Genomic DNA, 24,015 nt, shown 5'->3' on the forward strand with positions numbered 1-24,015 from the left:
TTGAATAGGATGCAAATGTTAAAAGACGAACATGTACTAGTACTAGGCCTTGCAAAAAGCGGATATGCGGCAGCCTCAATTCTTCACGAACACGGAATAAACGTGACGGTCAATGACCAAAAAGCTTTTGAAGAAAACGAGCCTGCTCAGTTACTTTCTGAAAAGGGGATTGATGTCATTTGTGGCAGTCATCCTCTTCGTATGTTCGACGATAAAGAAATTACGATTTTAATTAAGAACCCTGGAATTCCTTATGAGAATGTGATGGTTCAAGAGGCGCTTCGCCGAAAAATTCCAGTTTGGACTGAAATAGAATTGGCGTATCATTTGACCTCATCTCCTTTTATTGGGATTACCGGATCAAATGGAAAAACGACCACGACCACTTTGATTTATGAAATGTTGAAAAAAGACAGCCAAAAAACATTGGTAGCAGGTAATATCGGAACGGTCGCAAGTGAAGTTGCCGCGCGTGCAGCGGGCGATGAATGGATCGTAACTGAGCTCTCTTCATTTCAGTTAATGGGAACCGTTGAATTCAGACCTAAAATCAGCTTAATATTAAATATTTTTGACGCACATTTAGACTATCATCACACGCGTGAAGAATACGAAAAAGCAAAACAGAAAGTGTATGCACATCAACAAGAAGATGACATAGCTGTGGTTAACCTAGATGATCCATCTGTTGTCAAACTAGCAGAAGATTCGAAAGCGCAAAAAGTGTTTTTCTCTGTTAAAGAGCCGGTAGCACATGGAGCGTTTATTAAAGATGGTGCCATCTACTATATGAATGAACATGTCATTGACCTCAAGGATGTTGTTCTTCCTGGTGAGCATAACCAAGAAAATATTCTAGCAGCTATTTGTGTTGTGAAAAATGCAGGCTGCTCAAACGAAGCGATTGCGCAAGTTCTTACTACATTTAGTGGAGTGAAGCATCGTTTGCAATTTGTGGAGACGATTCAAAATAGAAAATTTTATAATGACAGTAAAGCGACCAATATACTGGCAACAAGTAAAGCTTTGTCTGCCTTCAAGCAGCCGACCATTTTACTAGCAGGTGGACTGGATCGTGGCAATGAATTTGATGAATTAAAACCTTTTATGAAGAATGTAAAAGGAATGATTACATTTGGTGAGACTGCGCCTAAGTTTGTGAAGCTTGGTGAAGAGCTGGGAATACATCACGTAAAACATGTCGATAATGTTGAACAAGCAGTACCTGCGGCGTTTAGCATATCTGAAGAAGAAGACGTGATTTTATTGTCTCCAGCTTGTGCAAGTTGGGATCAGCATAAAACATTTGAAGAACGTGGAGACATGTTTGTAAACGCCGTGCATATGCTTAAATAAGGGCTTGTCTCTCATATGACTGACAGCCCAAATGAAATTATGCTTGGGGTGTCGGTCTCTTGACGAATAAGAAAACTTCTCCGGATTTTTTGCTTGTTGTCATTACGTTACTTTTATTGACGATTGGTTTAATTATGGTGTACAGCGCAAGTGCTGTGTGGGCATCGTATAAATTTGATGATTCGTTTTATTTTGCAAAAAGACAGCTTTTGTTTGCCGGAATCGGAGTTATCGCAATGTTTTTCATTATGCGGGTCGATTATTGGACGTGGCGGACTTGGTCAAAGATACTGATTGCAGTGTGTTTTCTCCTTCTCGTGCTTGTCTTGATTCCTGGTATCGGTATGGAGAGAAATGGTTCAAGAAGCTGGATTGGTGTCGGTGCGTTTAGTATTCAGCCCTCTGAATTTATGAAGCTTGCGATGATTGCGTTTCTTGCAAAATTCTTATCTGAAAAACAAAAGAATATCACATCCTTTCGTAAAGGTTTCGCCCCAGCACTAGGCATTGTGTTTTCTGCATTTGCCATCATTATGCTACAGCCGGACCTAGGTACAGGAACGGTTATGGTTGGAACCTGTATTATTATGATATTTGTTTCAGGTGCGAGAATCGCTCACTTTATCTTTCTCGGTCTTTTAGGGCTTAGCGGATTTGCCGCACTTGTCTTATCAGCACCCTATCGAATAAAACGAATTACATCTTATTTAAATCCTTGGGAGGATCCACTTGGCAGCGGGTTTCAAATTATTCAATCCTTATACGCTGTCGGTCCAGGCGGTCTGTTTGGAATGGGGCTAGGTCAGAGTAGACAAAAATTCTTCTATTTGCCTGAGCCTCAAACAGACTTTATCTTTGCTATATTGTCTGAAGAACTTGGATTTATAGGTGGATCACTCATTTTGCTGCTCTTTAGTGTTCTATTGTGGAGAGGCATTAGAATAGCCCTCGGTGCACCAGATTTATATGGAAGTTTCTTAGCAGTGGGCATCATCTCAATGGTTGCCATTCAAGTAATGATTAATATCGCAGTTGTCACTGGTCTCATCCCTGTGACGGGCATCACACTCCCATTCATAAGTTATGGCGGTTCATCACTGACATTAATGCTGATGGCAATTGGCGTACTTTTGAATGTAAGCAGGTATGCTAGATATTAATGTGCTGATAGTTCATGAAACCATATAGACTTTTATTTTGCAAAAGTATGAAAAAATGATTTGAAGAGTGAAAATGGCAGTTTCTGTTTCGAAAACATGATGATTGACTCTTCTTTACAGGTTTTGACGGAGCCCTGTTGTTTAAAACAGGGTTTATACTTTGTTCAGAGCAGAAAAAAATTGAGGGGAAATGGTATAATGCGTATAGTTATTAGTGGAGGCGGAACAGGCGGGCATATTTATCCTGCTCTAGCTTTTATTAAAGAAGTGAAAAGACTGCATCCTGATGTGGAATTTTTATATATTGGCACTGAGAATGGGCTTGAAAAGAAAATTGTAGAAAGAGAAAATATCCCTTTTAAATCAATTGAAATTTCAGGTTTTAAAAGAAAGCTTTCCTTTGATAATGTAAAAACAGTGATGAGGTTTCTAAAGGGCGTCCAAAAAAGTAAATCTTATTTAAAAGAATTTAAGCCGGATGCTGTTATTGGAACAGGTGGTTATGTGTGTGGTCCTGTTGTTTATGCTGCGTCTAAGCTAAAAATCTCGACGATCATTCACGAACAAAATAGCCTGCCAGGCATCACAAATAAGTTTCTGGCACGGTATGTGAATAAAGTAGCCATCTGTTTTGAAGAAGCAAAGGAACACTTTCCTTCAGAAAAGGTTGTTTTTACGGGAAACCCAAGAGCCTCTGAAGTCGTCTCTATTAAAGAGGGAAAATCTCTTAAAGAGTTCGGGCTGGATGAGAAGAAAAAAACGGTTCTCATTTTTGGCGGGAGCAGAGGTGCAGCTCCAATCAATCAAGCAGTGATTGACATGCAAGATGAATTAAAGGCAAAGAACTATCAGCTTTTATATATTACAGGTGAGGTTCATTATGAAAAAGTGCTGAACGAATTAAAAGAAAAAGGTGAAGCACCGAATATGATCACAAAGCCTTTCTTGCATCAAATGCCGGAGTATTTAAAATCAATTGATGTCATTGTTGCAAGAGCGGGAGCCACAACGATTGCTGAAGTGACGGCACTTGGAATTCCGACCATCTTCATTCCAAGTCCATACGTGACCGCAAATCATCAAGAAATTAACGCAAGATCACTTGAAAAACATGATGCTGCGATCGTTTTAAGAGAATCAGAGCTTTCTGGAGATCGCTTGCTTCATGCAATTGATGAAATTGCTGGTAATGACGAGAAACTACATCAAATGAGCCGTTTAACAAAAGAACTCGGAGTACCAGATGCGGCCACACGTTTATATAATGTGTTAAAAGAAATTACGACTTCATGATGAATGATATGAGGTAAGGCGGAGGGTAATATGGAGAACTTGAAGAATGAATTATTAGAAGCGCAAGTTGGTAAAGTACTTGAAAATGAACCGCTTGCAAATCATACGACAATGAAAATAGGCGGACCGGCCGATCTATTAGTCATCCCTAAAGATGTCGATGCTGTCAAAACAATTATGGATCAGGTGAAAAAACATGATACTCAATGGACGGTCATTGGGAGAGGATCCAATTTACTTGTCCTTGATAAAGGAATTCGCGGGGTCGTTTTAAAGCTGGGCGCTGGGCTTGATCACTTAACTGTCAATGATGAAGAGATTACAGTTGGTGGAGGCTATTCAGTTGTAAGACTCGCGACGTCTCTTAGTAAGCAGGGGCTGTCAGGATTGGAATTCGCAGCTGGTATTCCAGGATCTATTGGTGGTGCTGTTTATATGAACGCAGGGGCACATGGATCTGACATTAGCAAGATTCTTGTGAAAGCGAGAGTCTTATTTGAAGATGGAACGATCGAGTGGTTAACTAATGAGCAAATGAATTTTAGCTATCGAACTTCTGTGCTTCAAAAGGAACGCCCTGGAATTGTTCTCGAAGCAGTGTTCAAGCTTAAACAGGACGAACGTGAGAAAATCACAAAGAAAATGCAGCAAAATAAAGATTATCGCAAGGAAACACAACCGTATAATAAACCATGCGCCGGCAGTATTTTCCGAAATCCATTACCTGAATATGCAGGACAGCTTGTAGAAAAGGCGAATTTAAAAGGATATCAGATTGGCGGCGCTAGAATTTCTGATATGCACGGAAACTTTATTGTCAACACTGGTGGGGCGAAGGCTCAAGATGTACTCGACTTAATTCAGTACATTCAAAAGAAAATCAAAGATGACTACAATGTAGAGATGCATACAGAAGTAGAAATTATTGGTGAAGCAAATTAAAGGCTACTACTTATGAATGATGGTATCACAGGAAAACAAACGGCATTTTTTCATGCCGTTTGTTTTCTAATCAATATGAGATAAAGAATGATCCAAAGGTGCGGACAAGCAGCTTTGAATGAGGTGAAGAGTATATATGCGGCCTGATCATGAAAATGAAAAGATCGTCAATATAGAAGAGCGAATCCCTAAAATTAAAGAACAAAGGAAGCAGAAAGCGAATCGGAGATTAATCTCTTTTATTCTGCTGTTTTTTATCATGGTTTTAATTATTGTCTATTTGCAAACACCAATCAGTAAAATTTCTTCTTTAACCATTACCGGTAATGAACATGTACCAACAAAACAGCTCGTTAAACTTTCGCAAATTAAAGAAGGCGAGACAGAGTTTTGGAATTTAAATAAAGATATAACAGCAGACCATATAAAGCAAAATAAATTGATTAAAAGTGTCAGTATCAAAAAACATTTCCCTAATAAGGTCAGTATTGCTGTCAAAGAGTATGCAAATATTGCGTATCTGCAAAAGGGACATTTTTATTATGAGCTTCTTGAAAACGGGACGGCTTTGCCAGATGAAGTAACACCAAGTCACGCAGGACCTATTTTTGTCGATTGGGACAATAAAGAGAAATTGAAGCAAACAGTGAAAGCTCTAAATCAACTGCCGGCTTCTATTCAGGAACTAATCTCAGAAGTATATTACGTACCGACTAGCTCCAATCAGTGGCTCGTTAAATTTTATATGAATGATGGAAACACCGTTATTGCATCAATTAAAACATTCGCAGATAAAATGACGACGTACCCTGCCATTGTCAAAGAGCTTTCGTCCTCTGAGAAAGGTACGATTCATATGGAAGTAGCTACGTATTTTGAAGCTTTTAAATCTAAGAAAAAGGAAGATGAACGTTGAGAGGCAAAACCGTCATATTCTCAATTGTAATGCTTGTTCTTGGATTTCTGATTTCTTTTTCATACCAATATACGAAGCAGCATCGAGCAGATGTCAATCGAACAGAACAATGGAAAAAAGAATATTCTTTGAAAAGTCAGCTAACAAAGCAAGAAAAGGCGAATCAAAAACTTGAAAAAGAACTTTATCGTCTTCAATCAAAGGTCCAAGCAACAGAGTTTGGTTTGAAAAATGAAAAAGAGCAGTATTTTAATGTTTTGGAAGATGTTGAGAAATACAGAATGTTTACAGGAGAAATAGGTGTAAAAGGGAAAGGGGTAAAAGTATCTCTTGAAGATGCATCTTATATCCCGAGTGGACAAAATGTCAATAATTACATTGTGCATGAGAGCCACATTTTCCATGTGATAAACGAACTATTTATATCAGGGGCATCTGCTGTAGCTATAAACGGACAAAGAATCACACACCAATCATACATACATTGTAACGGTCCAGTCGTCACGGTTGATGGTGTTCAACATCCAGCACCATTTGTCATTTCTGCTATTGGAGATCCAGCTGTTTTAATTCCTGCATTAAACATTGCAGGCGGGGTGGTTGATCAGCTGACAAGTGATCATATTTCCATGACGATTGAAAAGAAGGATATTCGTATGAATCCTCTTCTAAGAAACAAAGATTAAATGTGAAAAGGTGAGTGGTGTTGAGGAAAAAGAAGCCATTACTTAGTTTGACAGTCCTGATGGTCATATTTGGCATCATGGTCTCCATCCAGTTTAACTCTCTACAAAAGCCTAAAGTTCGCGATACTCGAGACGTTTGGGAATTAAGAGAGGATTTATCTGCATCTAAAAGTAAAGAACTGGATTTATTGAAAGAAATTGACAAATATGATGAAATGCTAAAAAAGTATGGCAACCAAGAAGATCAATCAAAAGAAGCACAATTAACAAAAACGTTGAAGGATTTGAAAGAAAAGGCTGGTTTTACAGAGGTAACGGGTGAAGGAGTTGAAATAGAAATTACTCAGCTTTTTTCTAAGGAACTTACCGGAGAAGAAGTCAAAAATATACCACCTGATCTTCTGAAAAAATTAATCAACGAAGCCAATATGTTTGGGGCAAAACATATTTCCATTAATGAACACCGGGTGATTAACACCAGTGTTATTCGAGATATTAATGGTACGACGAAAATGGATGGTTACAGCATAGATGGTGATACAGTCACGATTAAGATGGTCAGTGAGCAGGCCGATAAATTATACAGCCGTTTAAATGTATCAGATATTGGTGATTTGTTTGCTCAGGAAAATTTCAGTTTGAGTATTAGACCGCCGAAGAAAAAAATTCATTTAAAAGCATTTGTCGGTACAATTCAATTAAATGAATTGAAGCCTCTTGACGATGTAAAGGAGGGAAAATCTTAATGTGGCTTCCTGTACTTGGTTTAATCATAGGAGTTGCGATCGGTTTCTTAACGAATTTTACGATACCGAATGAGTATTCTAACTATCTTTCCCTCGCTGTACTTGCTGCGCTTGATACATTGATTGGTGGAATCAGAGCACATCTGCAAGGGGCATACGATGAACTAGTGTTTGTATCAGGTTTCTTCTTTAATATTATACTCGCAATAAGTTTAGCTTTTCTGGGCGTCCATCTTGGTGTAGACTTGTATTTAGTCGGAATGTTTGCATTCGGTGTTAGATTGTTTCAAAATATCGCCGTTATTCGAAGAATTCTACTAACAAAATGGACAATTTCTAGAGAAAAAAAGAAAAAAAGTGAGTCATAAAAAAGGATATACATATGATGTAACGAATATTTTCAGTAATCCTAATAAAAAATGTTGATTTTTTAAGTTTTGTTACACACTTGTAAAAACACATTCATTGTATTGTTGTTCAGCAAATAATAGAATAGAAAGTATTGATATGTGAGGAGGTGCCATAGAATGAACAACAATGAAATTTACGTCAGCCTTGACATCGGTACATCCAATATAAAAGTCATCGTCGGAGAAATGGCGGATGATTCGCTTAACATTATAGGTGTTGGAAATGTCCCTTCAGAGGGGTTAAAAAAAGGATCGATTGTTGATATAGATGAAACAGTTCATTCTATTAGACAAGCATTTGAACAGGCTGAGAGAATGGTAGGTTTTCCTTTACAAAAGGCGATAGTCGGAATTAACGGAAACCACATTCATATTCAGAATACGAGCGGCGTGGTCGCAGTGTCTAGTGAAAATAAAGAAATACATGCTGAAGATGTGAGACGTGTCTTGGATGCTGCACAGGTAGTATCTATTCCGCAAGAACATCTCGTAGTAGACGTAATTCCGAGACAATTTATCGTCGACGGAAGAGATGAGATCACAGATCCGAAAAAAATGCTAGGTGTACGGCTAGAAGTGGATGGATCGTTAATCACAGGTTCTAAAACGATTCTACATAACTGGCTCCGATGTGTAGAGCGGGCTGGTATTGAAATTATGGATATTTGCTTGCAGCCACTCGCATCGGGTTCAGCGGCGTTATCGAAAGATGAAAAAAATCTAGGGGTAGCTCTTGTCGATATTGGCGGCGGCTCTACTACGATATCCGTATTTGAAAACGGGCATCTCTATTCTACTCACAGTATCCCATTGGGCGGAGAGAACATTACAAAAGATTTGTCTATAGGACTTAGAACTTCCACTGAAGAAGCTGAACGAATCAAAAAGCAATTTGGGCATGCATTCTATGATGAGGCATCGTCTGAGGAGACATTTGAAGTTTCCGTCATCGGTACGGACCAAAAACAGACGTATACACAACTTGAAGCAGCCAATATCATTGAAGCACGATTAGAAGAGATTCTGCTTTTTGTGGCAGAGGAATTACGCAATATGGGTGTCCATGATTTGCCTGGCGGATTCGTTCTAACAGGTGGACAGGCAGCTATACCAGGTATCCTTTCTCTGGCACAAACGGTCTTACAAAACAATGTAAGAATCGCAAGTCCTAATTATATTGGGGTCAGGGAACCTCAATATATGACAGGAGTGGGCCTGATCCATTTTGCTTATCGCAATGCAAAGATTCAGGGCAGACAGGTTGGATTCCAAATGCCGGATGAAGCATTTCATGAAGTAGGCGCGTCCATGGAGCCGGTTTCTTCTACACCACAAGTAAAAGAAGCTCAGCCAAGACCGAAAGTGAAACAAAAAGCGCAACAAGAGACAAATAAAAAACCGGGCAAAATGAAAAAACTATTTAATATGTTCTGGGAATAGAACTAGATTTTCGACGGATTAGGAGGATTCAGCATGTTGGAGTTTGAAACAAATATAGACGGCCTAGCATCAATTAAAGTAATCGGTGTAGGTGGCGGTGGAAATAACGCTGTCAACCGAATGATTGAAAATGACGTACAGGGTGTCGATTTTATTGCAGTGAATACAGATGCACAGGCGTTAAACTTATCAAAAGCAGAAACAAAAATGCAAATCGGTGCTAAGCTGACAAGAGGGCTTGGAGCAGGTGCGAATCCTGAAGTCGGTAAAAAAGCTGCTGAAGAAAGCAAAGAACAAATTGAAGAAGTCCTAAAAGGCGCTGACATGGTCTTTGTGACAGCCGGTATGGGCGGTGGAACTGGTACGGGTGCTGCACCTGTCATTGCGAAAATCGCAAAAGATTCTGGAGCCTTGACAGTTGGAGTTGTGACTCGTCCTTTCACATTTGAAGGAAGAAAGCGTCAGCTTCAAGCAGTTGAAGGGATTGCTTCTATGAAAGAAGCAGTTGATACGTTAATCGTGATTCCAAACGATCGCCTGCTTGAAATTGTCGATAAAAACACGCCAATGCTTGAAGCATTCCGTGCAGCAGATAACGTGTTAAGACAAGGTGTTCAAGGGATCTCAGATCTCATTGCAACACCAGGTTTAATTAACCTTGACTTTGCTGACGTGAAAACGATCATGTCTAACAAAGGTTCAGCTCTTATGGGAATTGGTGTCGCAACAGGCGAAAACCGTGCTGCTGAAGCAGCGAAAAAAGCCATTTCTTCACCACTTCTTGAAACAGCGATTGATGGAGCACAAGGTGTTATCATGAATATTACTGGTGGTACGAACCTTAGTCTTTATGAGGTACAAGAAGCAGCGGATATTGTTGCATCAGCCTCTGATGAAGATGTCAACATGATCTTTGGATCTGTCATTAATGATAACTTGAAGGATGAAATTGTGGTCACAGTCATCGCAACCGGTTTTATTGAGCAAGAGCCGGAAGTGACAAAACCTCAAAGAAATCCATTAGGACAAGGATTAAAGCAAAATCAATCCATTCCACAAAAGCGTGAAGTGAAACGTGAGGAACATCAGCAAACATCATCACAACCAAGACAAAATACACAGTCAAGTGATGATACATTGGATATCCCAACGTTCTTACGTAACCGCAACAAACGATAAGCAGGCACGATTCATCCCCTTCCTTTGGAAGGGGTTTTTTTATGTCTGCACGGTGAGAAGATCCTGCGTCTGATTGATATAAAAGTCTTGTTTCTGCGTGTTATTTGGATCTATCGTATGTGTTTTAGCTTGAGTCTTTTAAGTCAAAAGAATCATTTTCAATTCCCTTTACAAAAAACGACAAAATGTTGAACTTTATTTGACTACATTAATGAGAACACCATGAATCTTGTCATGATCAAAAAGAAGGGGAGGGGCAGGATACACTGTTTGACCATTTGAGGAGGAGGGATTTTATTGAAAGTGAAGTTTCGCAAAACCGCCGTCTATCGTTTCATGAGTCTTTTGGTGATTGGTACTTTAACGATGACAAGCTTTGGGATGGTTCAAGCAAAATCGACTTCTACCTCATATCAGGAGGAAGCCGTTTCCTCTAAGACAACAAAAGCCAAGATTTCTTCGAGATTAAAGAAGCAGTTTCAAAAGGAAGATAAGGTGACCTTCTTAGTCAAAATGAAGGAACAAACGAATGTACAAAAAGTAGCAAAAGAAGCTGTATCAAAAGCAAAAAAACAAAAATTAACTGCGGCTAAAACGCAGTACACAAAAAGATCAGCCGTTGTATCTGAGCTGAGAGCAACATCTGATGAAACGCAGCAAGCGCTCCTAGCGTATTTACAAAAGGAAAAAAAGAATAAGCAAGTGAAAGATATTCATTCCTACTATATTGTGAATGGTCTAGCTGTGACGGCAACAAAAGAAGTGATGGAAAAGGTTGCTTCTTTTCCAGAAGTAGCTCAAGTGCTGCCGAATGAAACACGTCAACTTCATCGTCCTGTTGATTTGAAGCATGCTAAGCCAAACAAACAAATCAAAGCAGTAGATGGAGTCGAATGGAATATTGCTCAGGTGCATGCACCAGAAGCGTGGGATTTAGGCTATGACGGGACTGGAACCGTTGTGGCAAGTATTGATACTGGTGTCGAATGGGATCATCCTGCGCTAAAAGAAAAATACCGCGGGTTTGATCCTGCTCGTCCGAACGAACCATCTCATGAACTGAATTGGTATGATGCCACGACAGGCTCTGAAGTCCCTTATGATGACTTGGAGCACGGGACCCATGTGACAGGCACAATGGTTGGTTCTGAGCCAGATGGAAAGAATCAAATTGGGGTCGCACCGGGAGCAGAATGGATTGCAGTGAAAGCTTTTTCAGAAGATGGCGGTACAGATGCTGATCTGTTAGATGCCGGTGAGTGGATTTTAGCACCGAAAGATCATAACGGAAATCCTCACCCAGAAAAGGCACCTGATGTTGTGAATAATTCGTGGGGCGGTGGGCCAGGTCTTGATGATTGGTATAAAGATGTAGTGAATGCTTGGAGAGCAGCAGACATCTTTCCAGAATTTTCAGCCGGTAATACCGATTTATTCAATCCAGGCGGCGCGGGTTCGATTGCAAATCCCGCTAACTATCAAGAAGCCTTTGCTACAGGCGCAACAGATCATGACAACAAGTTAGGGTCTTTCTCCCTTCAGGGTCCTTCTCCATATGGCGTAATGAAACCAGATATTGCTGCTCCGGGAGTAAACATTCGTTCTTCGATCCCGGGAAAAGGATATGAGGATGGATGGAATGGTACATCGATGGCAGGTCCGCATGTCTCAGCTGTTGTTCTTCTTCTTCGCCAAGTGCAATCAGACCTTTCTGTTGATGAAATTCAGCAAATTCTCATTGAGACAGCGAAACCACTGACAGATCAGCAATTTCCTGAATCCCCTAACAACGGCTATGGGGCAGGGTTAGTTGATGCAAGAGAGGCGATTACGGCTTTAACCAATGGAATCGGTACGATTGAAGGCCAGGTGACAAAAGAGGGAGAAGATACAGAACCACCTGTTTTTTCACATAAAGGTCCGAATGAAATTTTTGCTGCAACGCCAACCCCATTGACCATCACTGCAGAAGATGGGATAGCAGTGACAAATGTTTCTTTGACTTACCGAGTAGATCAAGGTGAATGGGAGACATTGCAAGCCAACCGCACGGATGGAAATCATTTAAAAGGAACCTATACGGTGCAGCTCCCTGAACTTGAGGGGGAAAACGTGACGTACCGATGGATTGTGAAAGATTTTGGAGAAAATGAAGCGGCATCAGATTCTTATACACTTCCAATTAAAACATCCATCACCACTGGCTACTCACAAGATTTTGAAGCATGGCCAAGTGGATGGTTCAGTGGTGGAACAAAAGATCCGTGGCAGTGGGGAAAACCGTCCACAGGTCCAAAACAAGCATTTAGCGGGGAACATGTCTATGCCACCAATTTAGACAGTCCTTATGAAAATAAAACGGACGCCAATTTGTCTATGCCGCTCATTGCTGTACCAGATTCAGGTTCTTCCTACCTGCAATATCAATACTGGCATGATCTCGAAGCCAATTATGATTATGTGCATGTCTATGTACAGCCAGAGGGTGAAGACGCCGTTCAAGTGACAGCTTATACGGGGAAAACAAATGCGTGGACAGCAGGCGAAGTTGATTTATCTGCTTATAAAGGGCAAAAAGTGAGAGTCCTGTTTCAGATAAGAACAGATGGCAGTGTCACAAAAGATGGCTTTTATTTAGATGATGTGAAAATCACAGATGAGGCTTTGTCTCAACAAGCTAAGAACCAGCTAGGTGTGATCAAAAAAGAAAAATCCACAAGCCAGAATAAGAAATCAGTTGATCCAAAAAAGGCAAAGCCTGCTAAAGTAAAAAATAAACATGTACACATTCAAAAGCAAAACAGTCATGATGCTCCATCTATTCAAGCTCTTCCAATGAAAGCGCAAATCAGTGTTCTAGAAAGCGGAAAATCAACTTCCACCGATGAAGCGACAGGGAAATATCAGCTGTCTCAAGGAGCAGGAGAATGGACAGTGAAAGCGGAAGCTTACGGCTTTGAATCACGGTCCCAAAAAGTCAAAGTGGCATCAAAAGAAACAGCAGAAGCGAATTTCTCCTTACAGCCGCTAGAGAAACGAACGATCTCCGGCACGGTCGTCAATGAAACAACTGGTGAAAAGGTGAAGAATGCAACTGTTTATCTTGTGGAGGACGCAAAAATTGAGCCGGTGAAAACAGATGAATCCGGTGAATTTTCTCTAGAGGCATTAAGCGGTGTCTATACAGTCAAAATTTTTGCAAAGGGGTTTAAAGGCTATACGTTTACAGCGGATGTGACGGAAAAGCCACTTGAAAAGTCAGTGAAACTTGAGCCTTTTATCGGTTTTCCGGGAGAGATTGGCTACGATGATGGAACGGCTGAAAATGCACGGGCTTTCTACGATCCTGGCAATGGCTGGGCTGTAAAGTTTTCATTAGAAAAAGGAAAGAAACAAGCACAAGTCACAGGTGGTCTTTTCCGGTTTTGGACATCAGAATGGCCAGCTCCTGGAGGCGATGAATTTGCTGTTGAAGTATATGATTCTTCTGGGAAGGGTGGCGCACCAGGTGAGAAAATCGCAGGACCTTTAAAAGCAAATGCGCTGCGTAATGGTGAATGGACAAAAGTAGATTTAGAAGATCAAGCCATTACAGTGGATGGAGATTTCTATCTTGTTTATATTCAAACGAAAAAGAATACCGAATCTCCGGGACTTGCCACAGATGAAGATGGCCCTAATGCTGAAAGAAGCTGGCAGCTGACGAGCGGTGCTTTTTCTCCTTCTCCGAAAGAAGAGGGGAATTATATGATTCGTGCGCTCGTAAACTATGAAGCAGATGTACCAGAAATCACTTCTCCAAAGGAAGGAACCATTACAAATAAAGGTGAATTGACGATTGAAGGCACAGCCTCTCCGGGTCTCGATGTGGCCATTTATCAGAATGATGAAGAGGTGGCCAACGTCAAATCAGATGAGTCGGGTACTTTCAAAGAAAATGTATCTGTTCCAAGTGGAGAGCATGTCTTCACGGCGGCGACTGTAACGGATAAAGGCTCAACAAAACATTCCAAGCCAGTCAAGGTGATCATCGATCAAACAGCACCGACATTGACCATTGATACACCGAAAAAAGGCGACAAGTCTAATAGAGAATCACTCACGGTGGAAGGGAAAGTAGCGGATGATTATCTAGATCAAGTCACAGTCAATGGAAAAAAAGCGACCGTAAAGGATGGGGCATATTCTGCAAGGGTGCTGCTTGAGAACGGGAAAAATACAATCAAAGTGACAGCAAAAGATGCAGCTGGAAACAAAACGACTAAAAAGGTCGACATCGATGTTCAATATGATGCACCTGTCATTTCTGAATTAACGCCAAAAGATAATATGAATCTATCATCAGGTGAATCGGTTAAGATTTCATTTAAAAGCAGGGAAAAGCTAGATGCCACCTTTGTTCTTCATATGCCGCTGACAAATGCTAGATCAAAACTTCAAAACACAACCGAACTGCCGATTCGTGAAGTAGCACCGGGAACGTATGAAGGCTACTGGACGGCGACATCTATTGCAAAAGCAAAAGGTGCAGTGATTGAAGTCATTGTCAAAGATGATTATGGAAATGTCACAAGACAGAAGGCAGAAGGAACACTCACCATCAATGAGAAAGAATGACAGCGAAAAAGACACGACTCTTCGGAGCGTGTCTTTTTTTGTGCAATGGATAGAGGAGACACTTGTCCAACAAATCATTCGGATGTTCTTTCTGTCTCCTACGTCGACAAAAACGATAACAATCCACCAAAAGTTCTCTATCATCCCCTACAAGAATTGACAGACTTCCATCCGATGACTGTTTTATACTGGTACAAACAAGTGCAAGTACTGCTTTTGATTCTTTGTTTCAGATGAAAGGAGCAGAAGGTGGTCATTTATTTAGATGTCATTTGGCTGTTAAACTTTTGTTTTGATCTATTGCTGCTCTTACTCACGGCATTTATTCTCAAACGACAAGTGAAAAAAAGGCGATATATGTTAGGAGCTCTCATTGGATCGAGCATTGTTCTCTTGCTCTTTACGCCATTTGCAATGATTGTGTCGCACCCATTAGGCAAACTGCTTTTTTCTGTCTTGATCGTGCTTGGAACCTTTGGCTTTCAAAGATTTCGTTCCTTTTTTCAAAACCTGTTTGCTTTTTACTTTGTCACATTTTTGATGGGAGGGGGCATGATCGGGGTTCATTCGTTTTTGCAGACAAATACAGTCATTCAAGATGGACTGCTTATTTCACAAAATGATGGATTTGGTGATCCCATTAGCTGGCTTTTTGTTCTCACTGGCTTTCCGGCCATTTGGCTGTTTTCAAAGAAACGATTAGGAGAGGTTGGTGCGAAAAAAAGACAATATGACGAACAAGTACTTGTGGAGATACACATTCAAGGAGAAACAATCCGCTTAAATGGGCTGGTCGATTCTGGAAATCAGCTGTATGATCCATTGACGAAAACACCTGTCATGATCGTCCAGCTCGATCAGCTCACATCTATTTTTGGAGAGCCATTTATAGAAAAAATGAAACAGTTTCATCCTGTTGAAGTGATGCAAAAGCTCGATGACCATTTTCCGCTGCTTGATCGTTTAAGACTCGTTCCGTATCGCGCAGTCGGTCATGATCACGGGTTTCTACTATGCTTTAAACCAGATACGGTCGTCCTTTATACAAAAACGCATATGATCCAGCCAGCGAAGTGTTTTGTTGGGATGAGTCTAAGCGGATTATCAGCAGATCAGGAATTTCAATCCATCATTCATCCAGAGATGTTAGACGGAAAAATGATACAAGGGGTGTCGTAGTTTTTTTGTGATGTCTTTTATCTTACGAAGTCAACTGGACATTTAGAAGGGAGAAGAAGATGAAAAAATTAAAATTTAAACTCACTTACTACTGGTATAAACTCCTCATGAAGCTAGGGCTAAAGAGTGATGAGATTTATTATATTGGTGGAAGTGAGGCACTGCCTCCGCCATTATCAAAGGATGAAGAACAAGAATTGCTCGTTAAATTACCTAAAGGGGATCAAACAGCAAGAGCCATTTTGATCGAAAGAAACTTGCGATTGGTCGTTTATATCGCAAGAAAATTTGAAAACACAGGCATTAATATTGAGGATTTGATTAGTATCGGAACGATAGGCCTCATAAAGGCAGTAAATACGTTTAATCCAGAAAAAAAGATCAAACTGGCCACATATGCGTCTAGATGTATTGAAAATGAGATTTTGATGTATTTGCGCCGAAATAATAAAATCCGTTCAGAAGTATCGTTTGATGAGCCGCTTAACATTGACTGGGACGGCAATGAATTGCTTTTATCAGATGTACTTGGGACAGATGATGATATTATCACCCGCGATATTGAAGCAAATGTCGATAAAAAATTACTGAAAAAAGCGTTAGAACAATTAAACGATCGTGAAAAACAGATCATGGAACTGAGATTCGGTTTAGTTGGCGGTGAAGAAAAGACCCAAAAAGATGTTGCCGACATGCTTGGTATTTCTCAGTCCTATATTTCAAGGCTCGAAAAAAGAATTATTAAACGATTGCAAAAAGAATTTAATAAGATGGTCTAAAAAAAAATTTTTGAAAGCTTTATCCCTGTACTGTCAAAGGGATCACCATTTTTTCACATATTTCTCGTCATAGACCGTGCATATTTTTCCATCCCACGGAGATACTGAACTTTGTACAACAGCTCCTGTAGGGAGGGAAAAAAGTGTCCAGAAATAAAGTGGAAATCTGCGGAGTCGACACCTCCAAACTGCCTGTTCTGAAAAACGACGAGATGAGAAAATTATTCAGACAGCTGCAAGATGAAGGTGACGATACAGCAAGAGAAAAGCTAGTCAATGGCAATTTGCGGTTGGTTTTAAGTGTGATTCAGCGTTTTAACAACAGAGGCGAGTATGTTGATGATCTCTTCCAAGTAGGCTGTATCGGATTAATGAAATCAATTGATAATTTTGATTTAAGCCACAATGTCAGATTTTCAACTTATGCGGTCCCTATGATCATAGGAGAAATCCGTCGATACTTGCGCGATAACAACCCAATCCGGGTGTCTCGTTCACTAAGAGATATTGCCTATAAGGCGCTTCAAGTCCGTGAGAGACTGATTAGTGAGACAAGCAAGGAACCAACGGCAGAAGACATTGCCAAAGTGTTAGAAGTCCCTCATGAGGAAATTGTTTTTGCCCTAGATGCCATTCAAGATCCTGTTTCTTTGTTTGAACCGATTTATAATGACGGAGGAGATCCGATTTATGTGATGGATCAAATTAGTGATGAACGGAACAAAGATACACAATGGGTAGAAGAATTGGCCTTAAAAGAGGGAATGCGCAGATTGAATGATCGAGAAAAAATGATTCTTCGTAAACGCTTCTTCCAAGGCAAAACACAAATGGAAGTGGCAGAAGAAATCGGCATTTCTCAAGCACAAGTATCAAGGCTTGAAAAAGCAGCAATCAAACAAATGAATAAAAATATTTTTTAAAGCCGCCGCTAATGTGCGGCTTTTTTCATTCTTTTTAGAGAACCCATCTGTAGTATTGACTCTGTTATTTTTTTCATTTAATCTGTTTTTAACAAATGTTATTTAAAATATCATTTGTGAGGGAATAGAGAAGCGGAAAGAAGGGTTATTATGACATTCCATGATGAAAGAAGGCTGCTCATTAAGGTTGCGCATATGTACTATGAAGAAGGCGCCACTCAATCTAAAATTGCAGAAGCTGTTGGGGTTAGCCGTTCGCTCATATCGAAATATTTGGCAAAAGCACGTGAAGCAGGAATCGTGGAAATCATTATTCATGATGAAGTAAATCAACAATATGGTTCGTTAGAAAGAAAAATAGAGCGGAAATACGGGCTGCGAGAAGTCGTGTGTGTGGAATCTCTCAGTCAAGAAACAACAAAAAGTCGAATAGGAGCTGCGGCTGCGGGCTTTTTATTAAAAGTCATGAAGGATGGACAAGTCATCGGTTTTTCATCAGGGACAACCTTGCATGAAATGGCGAAAGCGCTTACGTCTGTTCAGCATTTTCCATCTGTGACATTTGTTCCGCTTGTCGGAGGCGTCGGAAATGAAGATGTTGATATTCATGCCAACTATATTATTGGAAGATGCTCAGAAGCACTCAAATCCAAATGTGAGTTTTTACATGTGCCTGTCATGCTTGATACGAAAGAAGCGAAAGATGTACTCATTAGACAGCCGTCGATCAAAAAAGTCATTGAATTAGGAGAATCATCAAATATCGCGGTCGTAGGAATAGGCGGGGTTCCGCAACATTCAACGATGGTGAAATCCTATATGACAAGTGGTGAGGAAGATATCCTGCAAGCGAAAGATGTCGCGGGTGACATTTGTTATAACTTTATTGATCATAAAGGTGAAGTGTATCCGCATCCGTGGAACGACCGGGTGATGGGGATCAGTCCTCTAAAACTGAAAGAGATCCCTCTTGTGATTGGTGTCGCTGGAGGAGAAGAAAAAATTGAAGCGATCAGGGCAGCGTTAGAAGGTGGATTAATTCATGTGTTAATTACAGATGAACAAACCGGAGATGCCCTATTAAAGTAACTACCTAAGCCGATTAGGTAGTTTTTTTGAGTCTTTAGACTCAAAAAGATTGAGAATTTTATCGATTTTATCTTGACACAAAGTTGACACATCATATAAACTAAGTTCATAACAAATGATAAATAAAATAACAAATGTTACAGTAAACAGATTTTTGTTAATTTTTATAACATTTGTTAAAAGTTTCAGATTATTTTTCTAGCAATCTATTGTGAAGCAAGAAAACCTGAAAGGATGATTTAGATGTCAATTTATCAACAATTGTTAGCACGAGAACGCAGCGGAGATCCAATCAAAGTTGGGATTATCGGGGCAGGCCAAATGGGGTTTGGACTCATTTCACAAATTTCTAAAATTCCAGGCATGATTGTCGCAGGTGTTTGTGATATTCATCTTAGTGCAGCTGAGAAAGCAGCGAATTTTTACAAGCAACATGCGAAACCACATCAAATGGTCGTCACAAATGATTACAGAGAAGTGATTCAATCAGATTCTGTGGAAGTCGTTGTGGATGCAACAGGTGTTCCAGAGGTCGGAGCAAACATTTCTTTGGAAGCGCTTAATTCAAAAAAACATCTCGTTCTTTTAAATGTAGAAGTCGATATTACGATCGGCTTGGTCATGCATAAATTATTCACGAATGCAGGACTTGTTTACTCTGGATCAGCTGGAGATGAACCAGCAGCAACGCTAGAACTATACGAATTTGCAAAAACAATGGGGCTTGAAGTATTGGTTGCTGGGAAAGGTAAGAACAACCCATTCTTCCCAGAAGCAAACCCAGATACGTGTAAAGCTGAAGCAGATAGTAAACATATGAGTGCCCACATGCTGGCAGCATTCCAAGACGGAACAAAAACGATGGCAGAAATGAACCTATTAAGTAATGCAACAGGACTTTTGCCTGATAAAGTCGGCATGCATGGAGTAGAAGCGAATTTAGAAAATGTAGCAGATAAATTAAATCAAAAACAGCAAGGCGGCGTACTGGATAACTTCGGAGTCGTTGAATATGTAAACGGACTTGCACCAGGTGTCTTTGTCATCGTCAAGAGTGATCTTGAGCCAGTAGATGAAGAACTTCGCTACTTAAAAGTTGGAAAAGGTCCTCACTACACACTGTATCGTCCTTTCCACTTAGCAAGTCTTGAAACACCAGTGACGATCGCAAAAGCAGTCTTACAACACGATTCTTCAATCCATCCAATTGGTGTACCAGTATCAGAAACTGTCGCTGTGGCGAAAAGAGATATTAAAGCAGGAGAAACACTTGATGGTATTGGCGGATACTCCGTAAGAGGTGTACTTGAAACACATCAAGACATGAAAGCGAACGGCCACATCCCAATTGGCTTAATCAGCGGAAAAGTGGTAGCGAAAAAAGATATCAAATTGGGGCAATTCCTATCTCATGATGATGTAGAACTTGATGCAAGCACAACGGTCTGGAAGCTGCGTTCATTACAAGATCACTTATTTCAATCATAAGGACGTGAGGCTATGGAAAAATTAGCAATCGTACTTTGTATCATTTTGATTGTGCAGTATGGTTTATCGTTTATTCAAATCAAGTACTACCGCAAGAGCATGGATTCACTGATTGACGACTATAAAGGGAAACAAGGCTATCACTTGTTTTCAGGAATGGAGCGGCGCAAATTTGGTCCTGGAGCCATTGCGCTCATCATTGTCGATGAATCATACATCATTCAAAAGTGTCATGTGCTGGGTGGCGTCTCGATTTTGTCTAAATTTAAGGAACTGCCTTCCTATGAAGGAAAACATGTGGGGGCTGTGCTTGATGAGCATCACATGATGAAACAAACATTGAAAAAGCGCAAAAGGGGACCAGCTGTCATGCAAGCACTCTCCATGGCAGCGGAGCAGGCGCTTGTCTCGATTTCTAAAAAAAATATAACAAATGTGAACTAAGAAAGGGGAGATGAAACATGGAATGGATTCAATGGTTTGGAGAGCACTTTATCGGGATGTTTGAAGCCGGCGGAAAGCAGTTCATGGGTCTTGTTACAGGTATCGTTCCAACGCTTGTTGTGTTACTTACTTTCACTTATGCTGTCATGAAGTTTATTGGAGAAGAGCGAGTGAATAGAGCGATTCAGTTTGCAGCGAAATATACCATTTTGCGCTATACGTTAATGCCGATCTTATCCGTTCTTATTTTGACAAACCCAATGGCTTATACGTTTGGCCGCTTCTTACCTGAAAAACAAAAACCAGCATTCTATGATTCAGCTGTTTCATTTGTTCATCCGGTGACATCGCTGTTCCCGTATGCCAACGCAGGAGAACTGTTTGTCTACTTAGGAATTGCGAACGGGATTAAAGAAGCTGGATACTCTATGTCAGAGCTGGCTGTTCGTTACTTCTTAGTCGGGATCGTTGTCATTTTACTTCGCGGAATCATTACGGAATGGATCACAAAGTACTTAGCAGGAAAAATGAAAGCGAATTCACAATAGGGGAGGGTTAGACATGACAAACCACAAAGTATTTGTTGCAAAAGGTGCTGGCGGATGGGGAAAAGGATTAGAGCTTGAACCAACCGGTAAAAGAAGAAAGGTCGTTTCCATTACAGGAGGAGGCATTCACCCAGTTGCACGAAAAATTGCAGAAATGACAGGGACAGAAGCATGTGATGGCTTTAAAAATTCTATACCAGAAGATGAAATGATGTGTGTTGTCATTGACTGCGGAGGAACAGCGCGAATTGGGCTTTATCCAATGAAACGCATTCCTACTGTCGATGTGCTGGCATCCTCTCCTTCTGGACCGCTTGCAAAACATATTACAGAGGATATCTTCGTATCAGGTGTCACAGAAAAAGATATTTCCTTTGCTGAAGCATCTGATAGTGAAGGGAATGTAGAAGGTCAAGAAAGCAGCGGCCCAATTGACAAAGAGAATTTCAAAGAAACCTATTCAAAACTGAAAGAGGAAAATATCGAGCGTCAAGAAAAAGGGAATTTCCTCATGAGATTCTCAAGAGGAATCGGAAAAGTAACCGGCACATTCTATCAAGCTGGTCGTGATTCTGTTGATATGCTCCTTAAAAACATTATTCCATTCATGGCCTTTGTCAGTATGTTAATTGGAATTATCAATTATACAAAAATCGGTGATCTGATTGCCCATTTCCTTTCACCTTTGGCAGGATCTTTATGGGGGCTCTTACTGCTCGTTGTTGTCTGTACCTTACCGTTCCTATCGCCTGTCTTAGGACCTGGGGCAGTCATCGCACAAGTCATCGGTGTACTGATTGGTAGTCAAATTGCACTAGGAAACATTCCGCCTCAATTTGCTCTTCCAGCACTGTTTGCAATCAACGGTCAAGTAGGGTGTGACTTTATCCCGGTGGGGCTATCACTTGGTGAAGCGAAGCCGGAAACGGTACAATATGGGGTACCAGCTGTTTTGTATAGCCGTCTCATTACAGGCGTTCTATCTGTTGTGATCGCATACGTTGCCAGCTTCGGTATGTATTAAACGTATTAAAGGAGGAATCGAGATACATGGTAACACAATCTGTCGTAAAAGAAATTGGGATCTTAGTCCCGCAGTTTAAAGAAGATAAGCTGATTGTTTTATTTGGACCAGCAGCGCCGCAGGAATTAAGAGATATGTCTGTCATTCATGAGTTTGAACACTTAGAAGAAGAGCCGCTGAAATTAGGCGGAACGATTCAAGTGGGCGACCAAACTTATACCATTACTGCTTTAGGCAATAAAGCAAATGACAACTTTAAGGAACTCGGCCATATTTCGATCTACTTCCAAGAGCCGTTTGATGATGTATTACCGGGAGCTGTCTTTGCATCCCCGCATACGTTTCCTGATATTAAAGAAGGCGTACGAATTGAAATTTCGTAACCATGGAAAAAAGCTGTTCCTTATAGGGAGCAGCTTTTTTGCGTTAGGTTTACTGATTGAAACATTTGCGATATGCTGTAGACGTTATTATTTGTATATTCAGAATTTTTATTCAGGGGGAAAAGATCGTGTCGCTTGACTTGAAGGATGTTTCTTTAAAACGAAATGGAAAATGGCTGCTTCGTTCTATTGACTGGCAGGTGAAAAACCAGGAACACTGGGTGCTTTATGGTTTAAATGGTGCTGGGAAAACGGCTTTATTAAATATGCTTTGCTCATATTATTTTCCAACGTCAGGTGAGATGACGGTGTTAGGCCATGTGTTTGGCAAGGAAGCGCTTGGTGAAAAACTAAGGAAGAAAATTGGTCTCATCTCTGCTGGTCTTGAAAAGAAGCTGCACAGAGATGACAATGCATTTGAAATTGTTTTGAGCGGGGCATTTGCTTCCATCGGACTTTATGAAACACCGACAGATGAGATAAGAGAGAAGGCGATTGATTTATTAAAAACATTTGGCTCGTTTCAATATGCCAATCGCACGTATGAAACCCTGTCGCAAGGAGAGAAACAAAAAGTGCTCATCGCAAGAGCTTTAATGAATGATCCGAAGCTTCTGATCTTAGATGAACCTGTGACGGGTCTTGATTTTTTAGCAAGAGAACAGGTGCTAGAGACGATCTCATTGATTGCATCAAAACCAGATGTGCCCACATTGCTCTATACGACCCACCATGCAGAAGAGATTCTCCCGATTTTTCAGCACACCTTATTATTAAAAGAAGGTACTGTTTTTCATAAAGGGGAGACAAAGCAGATGATGACAAGTGACTTGCTTTCTTCCTTTTTTGAATGTCCAGTCGAAGTCATGTGGCAAAACGGCCGCCCTCACTTAAGTAAATTGTAGATAAGAGAAACTATTGGTCTGCTTCCCTGCTTTTCCATCATACATATTATAGTAGAAAACGAAAGGCGGGGAAGGACAGATGATCAGTATTTCTGAATTCCAAATCAAAGATGTCGTCGATGTGTCCAGCGGAAAAAAATTAGGTACTATTGGAGACATCGATATCAATGTCACGAGCGGTAAAATACAAGCGATTATCATTGGCGGTACAGGTAAAATGATGGGATTTTTCGGAAAAGAAGAGGAAATGATTGTCCCGTGGCGAAATATAGTAAAAATTGGCGAAGATGTGATACTTGTCCGTTTGTCTTCTTAATTTGTGTAAATTCCTCAACTAATAGATCAAATTTTCCTTAAAACAAGCTCTCCATTCTCAGCAATCAATGTCTTTTTCGGGTAAAAAGATTACGTTTTCATATCAATTTGAAAAAAAACCTGTAGAAAGGGCACATTTGAGTGTAATATTTAATGAATCCCACTAACTGTCTTAGCAGGTCTTGTGGTAAAA

The 24,015-nt window shown here is 40.4% G+C and carries 22 protein-coding genes; all 22 read left to right on the top strand.

Translation table 11 applies throughout. From position 1 onward, the window contains the following. Positions 1–9: 9 nt before the first annotated feature. The 22 genes from murD (at position 10) to M2369_RS10785 (ending at position 23,823) form a co-directional block, all read left to right on the top strand. Entirely contained in the window at positions 10–1,356 is a 1,347-nt protein-coding gene (gene murD, locus M2369_RS10680; protein ID WP_370539203.1) for a UDP-N-acetylmuramoyl-L-alanine--D-glutamate ligase, read from the top strand. A gap of 59 nt (positions 1,357–1,415) precedes the next feature. Next, on the top strand, positions 1,416–2,516 hold the full coding sequence (gene spoVE / locus M2369_RS10685) for a stage V sporulation protein E (RefSeq protein ID WP_039166797.1): 1,101 nt from the start codon (positions 1,416–1,418) through the stop codon (positions 2,514–2,516). A gap of 198 nt (positions 2,517–2,714) precedes the next feature. Then, positions 2,715–3,809: an undecaprenyldiphospho-muramoylpentapeptide beta-N-acetylglucosaminyltransferase gene (murG, locus tag M2369_RS10690; RefSeq protein WP_259254166.1), complete on the top strand. Its 1,095-nt coding sequence runs from the start codon at positions 2,715–2,717 to the stop codon at positions 3,807–3,809. A gap of 30 nt (positions 3,810–3,839) precedes the next feature. Then, the gene (gene murB, locus M2369_RS10695) at positions 3,840–4,751 is read left to right on the top strand and encodes a UDP-N-acetylmuramate dehydrogenase (RefSeq protein ID WP_259254168.1); all 912 of its coding nucleotides are present in this window, start codon (positions 3,840–3,842) and stop codon (positions 4,749–4,751) included. Positions 4,752–4,887: 136 nt separating this feature from the next. Further along, positions 4,888–5,667 (top strand): cell division protein FtsQ/DivIB, encoded by a 780-nt coding sequence (locus M2369_RS10700; RefSeq protein ID WP_039166792.1) that lies wholly within the window; start codon positions 4,888–4,890, stop codon positions 5,665–5,667. Further along, positions 5,664–6,353: a DUF881 domain-containing protein gene (locus M2369_RS10705; protein WP_046527247.1), complete on the top strand. Its 690-nt coding sequence runs from the start codon at positions 5,664–5,666 to the stop codon at positions 6,351–6,353. Before M2369_RS10700 ends, M2369_RS10705 begins: the two co-directional genes overlap by 4 nt. A gap of 20 nt (positions 6,354–6,373) precedes the next feature. Further along, positions 6,374–7,099, top strand: coding sequence for a DUF881 domain-containing protein (locus M2369_RS10710; RefSeq protein ID WP_259254170.1), 726 nt, complete (start codon positions 6,374–6,376; stop codon positions 7,097–7,099). Next, positions 7,099–7,467: a small basic family protein gene (locus tag M2369_RS10715; protein ID WP_003210988.1), complete on the top strand. Its 369-nt coding sequence runs from the start codon at positions 7,099–7,101 to the stop codon at positions 7,465–7,467. Before M2369_RS10710 ends, M2369_RS10715 begins: the two co-directional genes overlap by 1 nt. Positions 7,468–7,626: 159 nt before the next feature. After that, complete coding sequence (gene ftsA, locus M2369_RS10720; RefSeq protein ID WP_007499754.1) at positions 7,627–8,949, top strand: cell division protein FtsA; 1,323 nt, start codon at positions 7,627–7,629, stop codon at positions 8,947–8,949. Positions 8,950–8,982: 33 nt separating this feature from the next. Continuing rightward, positions 8,983–10,128, top strand: coding sequence for a cell division protein FtsZ (gene ftsZ, locus M2369_RS10725; RefSeq protein WP_007499752.1), 1,146 nt, complete (start codon positions 8,983–8,985; stop codon positions 10,126–10,128). 297 nt (positions 10,129–10,425) lie between these two features. After that, complete coding sequence (locus tag M2369_RS10730) at positions 10,426–14,745, top strand: S8 family serine peptidase (protein ID WP_396126111.1); 4,320 nt, start codon at positions 10,426–10,428, stop codon at positions 14,743–14,745. Between the two features lie 249 nt (positions 14,746–14,994). Beyond that, complete coding sequence (gene spoIIGA, locus M2369_RS10735; RefSeq protein WP_017367198.1) at positions 14,995–15,924, top strand: sigma-E processing peptidase SpoIIGA; 930 nt, start codon at positions 14,995–14,997, stop codon at positions 15,922–15,924. 59 nt (positions 15,925–15,983) lie between these two features. Then, positions 15,984–16,703, top strand: coding sequence for an RNA polymerase sporulation sigma factor SigE (sigE, locus tag M2369_RS10740; RefSeq protein ID WP_007499746.1), 720 nt, complete (start codon positions 15,984–15,986; stop codon positions 16,701–16,703). Positions 16,704–16,846: 143 nt separating this feature from the next. Beyond that, positions 16,847–17,626, top strand: a complete 780-nt coding sequence (gene sigG / locus M2369_RS10745) for an RNA polymerase sporulation sigma factor SigG (RefSeq protein ID WP_003211879.1) — start codon at positions 16,847–16,849, stop codon at positions 17,624–17,626. 150 nt (positions 17,627–17,776) lie between these two features. Continuing rightward, on the top strand, positions 17,777–18,715 hold the full coding sequence (locus M2369_RS10750; protein ID WP_024720314.1) for a sugar-binding transcriptional regulator: 939 nt from the start codon (positions 17,777–17,779) through the stop codon (positions 18,713–18,715). 243 nt (positions 18,716–18,958) lie between these two features. Next, positions 18,959–20,203, top strand: a complete 1,245-nt coding sequence (locus M2369_RS10755) for an NAD(P)H-dependent oxidoreductase (protein WP_007499740.1) — start codon at positions 18,959–18,961, stop codon at positions 20,201–20,203. Positions 20,204–20,215: 12 nt separating this feature from the next. Then, positions 20,216–20,647, top strand: a complete 432-nt coding sequence (locus tag M2369_RS10760; protein ID WP_008354650.1) for a transcriptional regulator GutM — start codon at positions 20,216–20,218, stop codon at positions 20,645–20,647. A 17-nt stretch (positions 20,648–20,664) separates the two neighbouring features. After that, the gene (gene srlA, locus M2369_RS10765; RefSeq protein WP_003210918.1) at positions 20,665–21,195 is read left to right on the top strand and encodes a PTS glucitol/sorbitol transporter subunit IIC; all 531 of its coding nucleotides are present in this window, start codon (positions 20,665–20,667) and stop codon (positions 21,193–21,195) included. A gap of 13 nt (positions 21,196–21,208) precedes the next feature. Further along, the gene (gene srlE, locus M2369_RS10770) at positions 21,209–22,219 is read left to right on the top strand and encodes a PTS glucitol/sorbitol transporter subunit IIB (protein ID WP_024720315.1); all 1,011 of its coding nucleotides are present in this window, start codon (positions 21,209–21,211) and stop codon (positions 22,217–22,219) included. Positions 22,220–22,245: 26 nt separating this feature from the next. After that, positions 22,246–22,602, top strand: a complete 357-nt coding sequence (locus M2369_RS10775; RefSeq protein ID WP_007499733.1) for a PTS glucitol/sorbitol transporter subunit IIA — start codon at positions 22,246–22,248, stop codon at positions 22,600–22,602. A gap of 128 nt (positions 22,603–22,730) precedes the next feature. After that, positions 22,731–23,507: an ABC transporter ATP-binding protein gene (locus M2369_RS10780; protein ID WP_259254179.1), complete on the top strand. Its 777-nt coding sequence runs from the start codon at positions 22,731–22,733 to the stop codon at positions 23,505–23,507. A gap of 79 nt (positions 23,508–23,586) precedes the next feature. Then, entirely contained in the window at positions 23,587–23,823 is a 237-nt protein-coding gene (locus M2369_RS10785) for a YlmC/YmxH family sporulation protein (protein ID WP_008344958.1), read from the top strand. Positions 23,824–24,015 lie beyond the last annotated feature (192 nt).

Source organism: Bacillus sp. JUb11, from assembly GCF_024807925.1.
In the GTDB taxonomy this organism is placed as follows: Bacteria; Bacillota; Bacilli; order Bacillales; family Bacillaceae; genus Bacillus; species Bacillus altitudinis.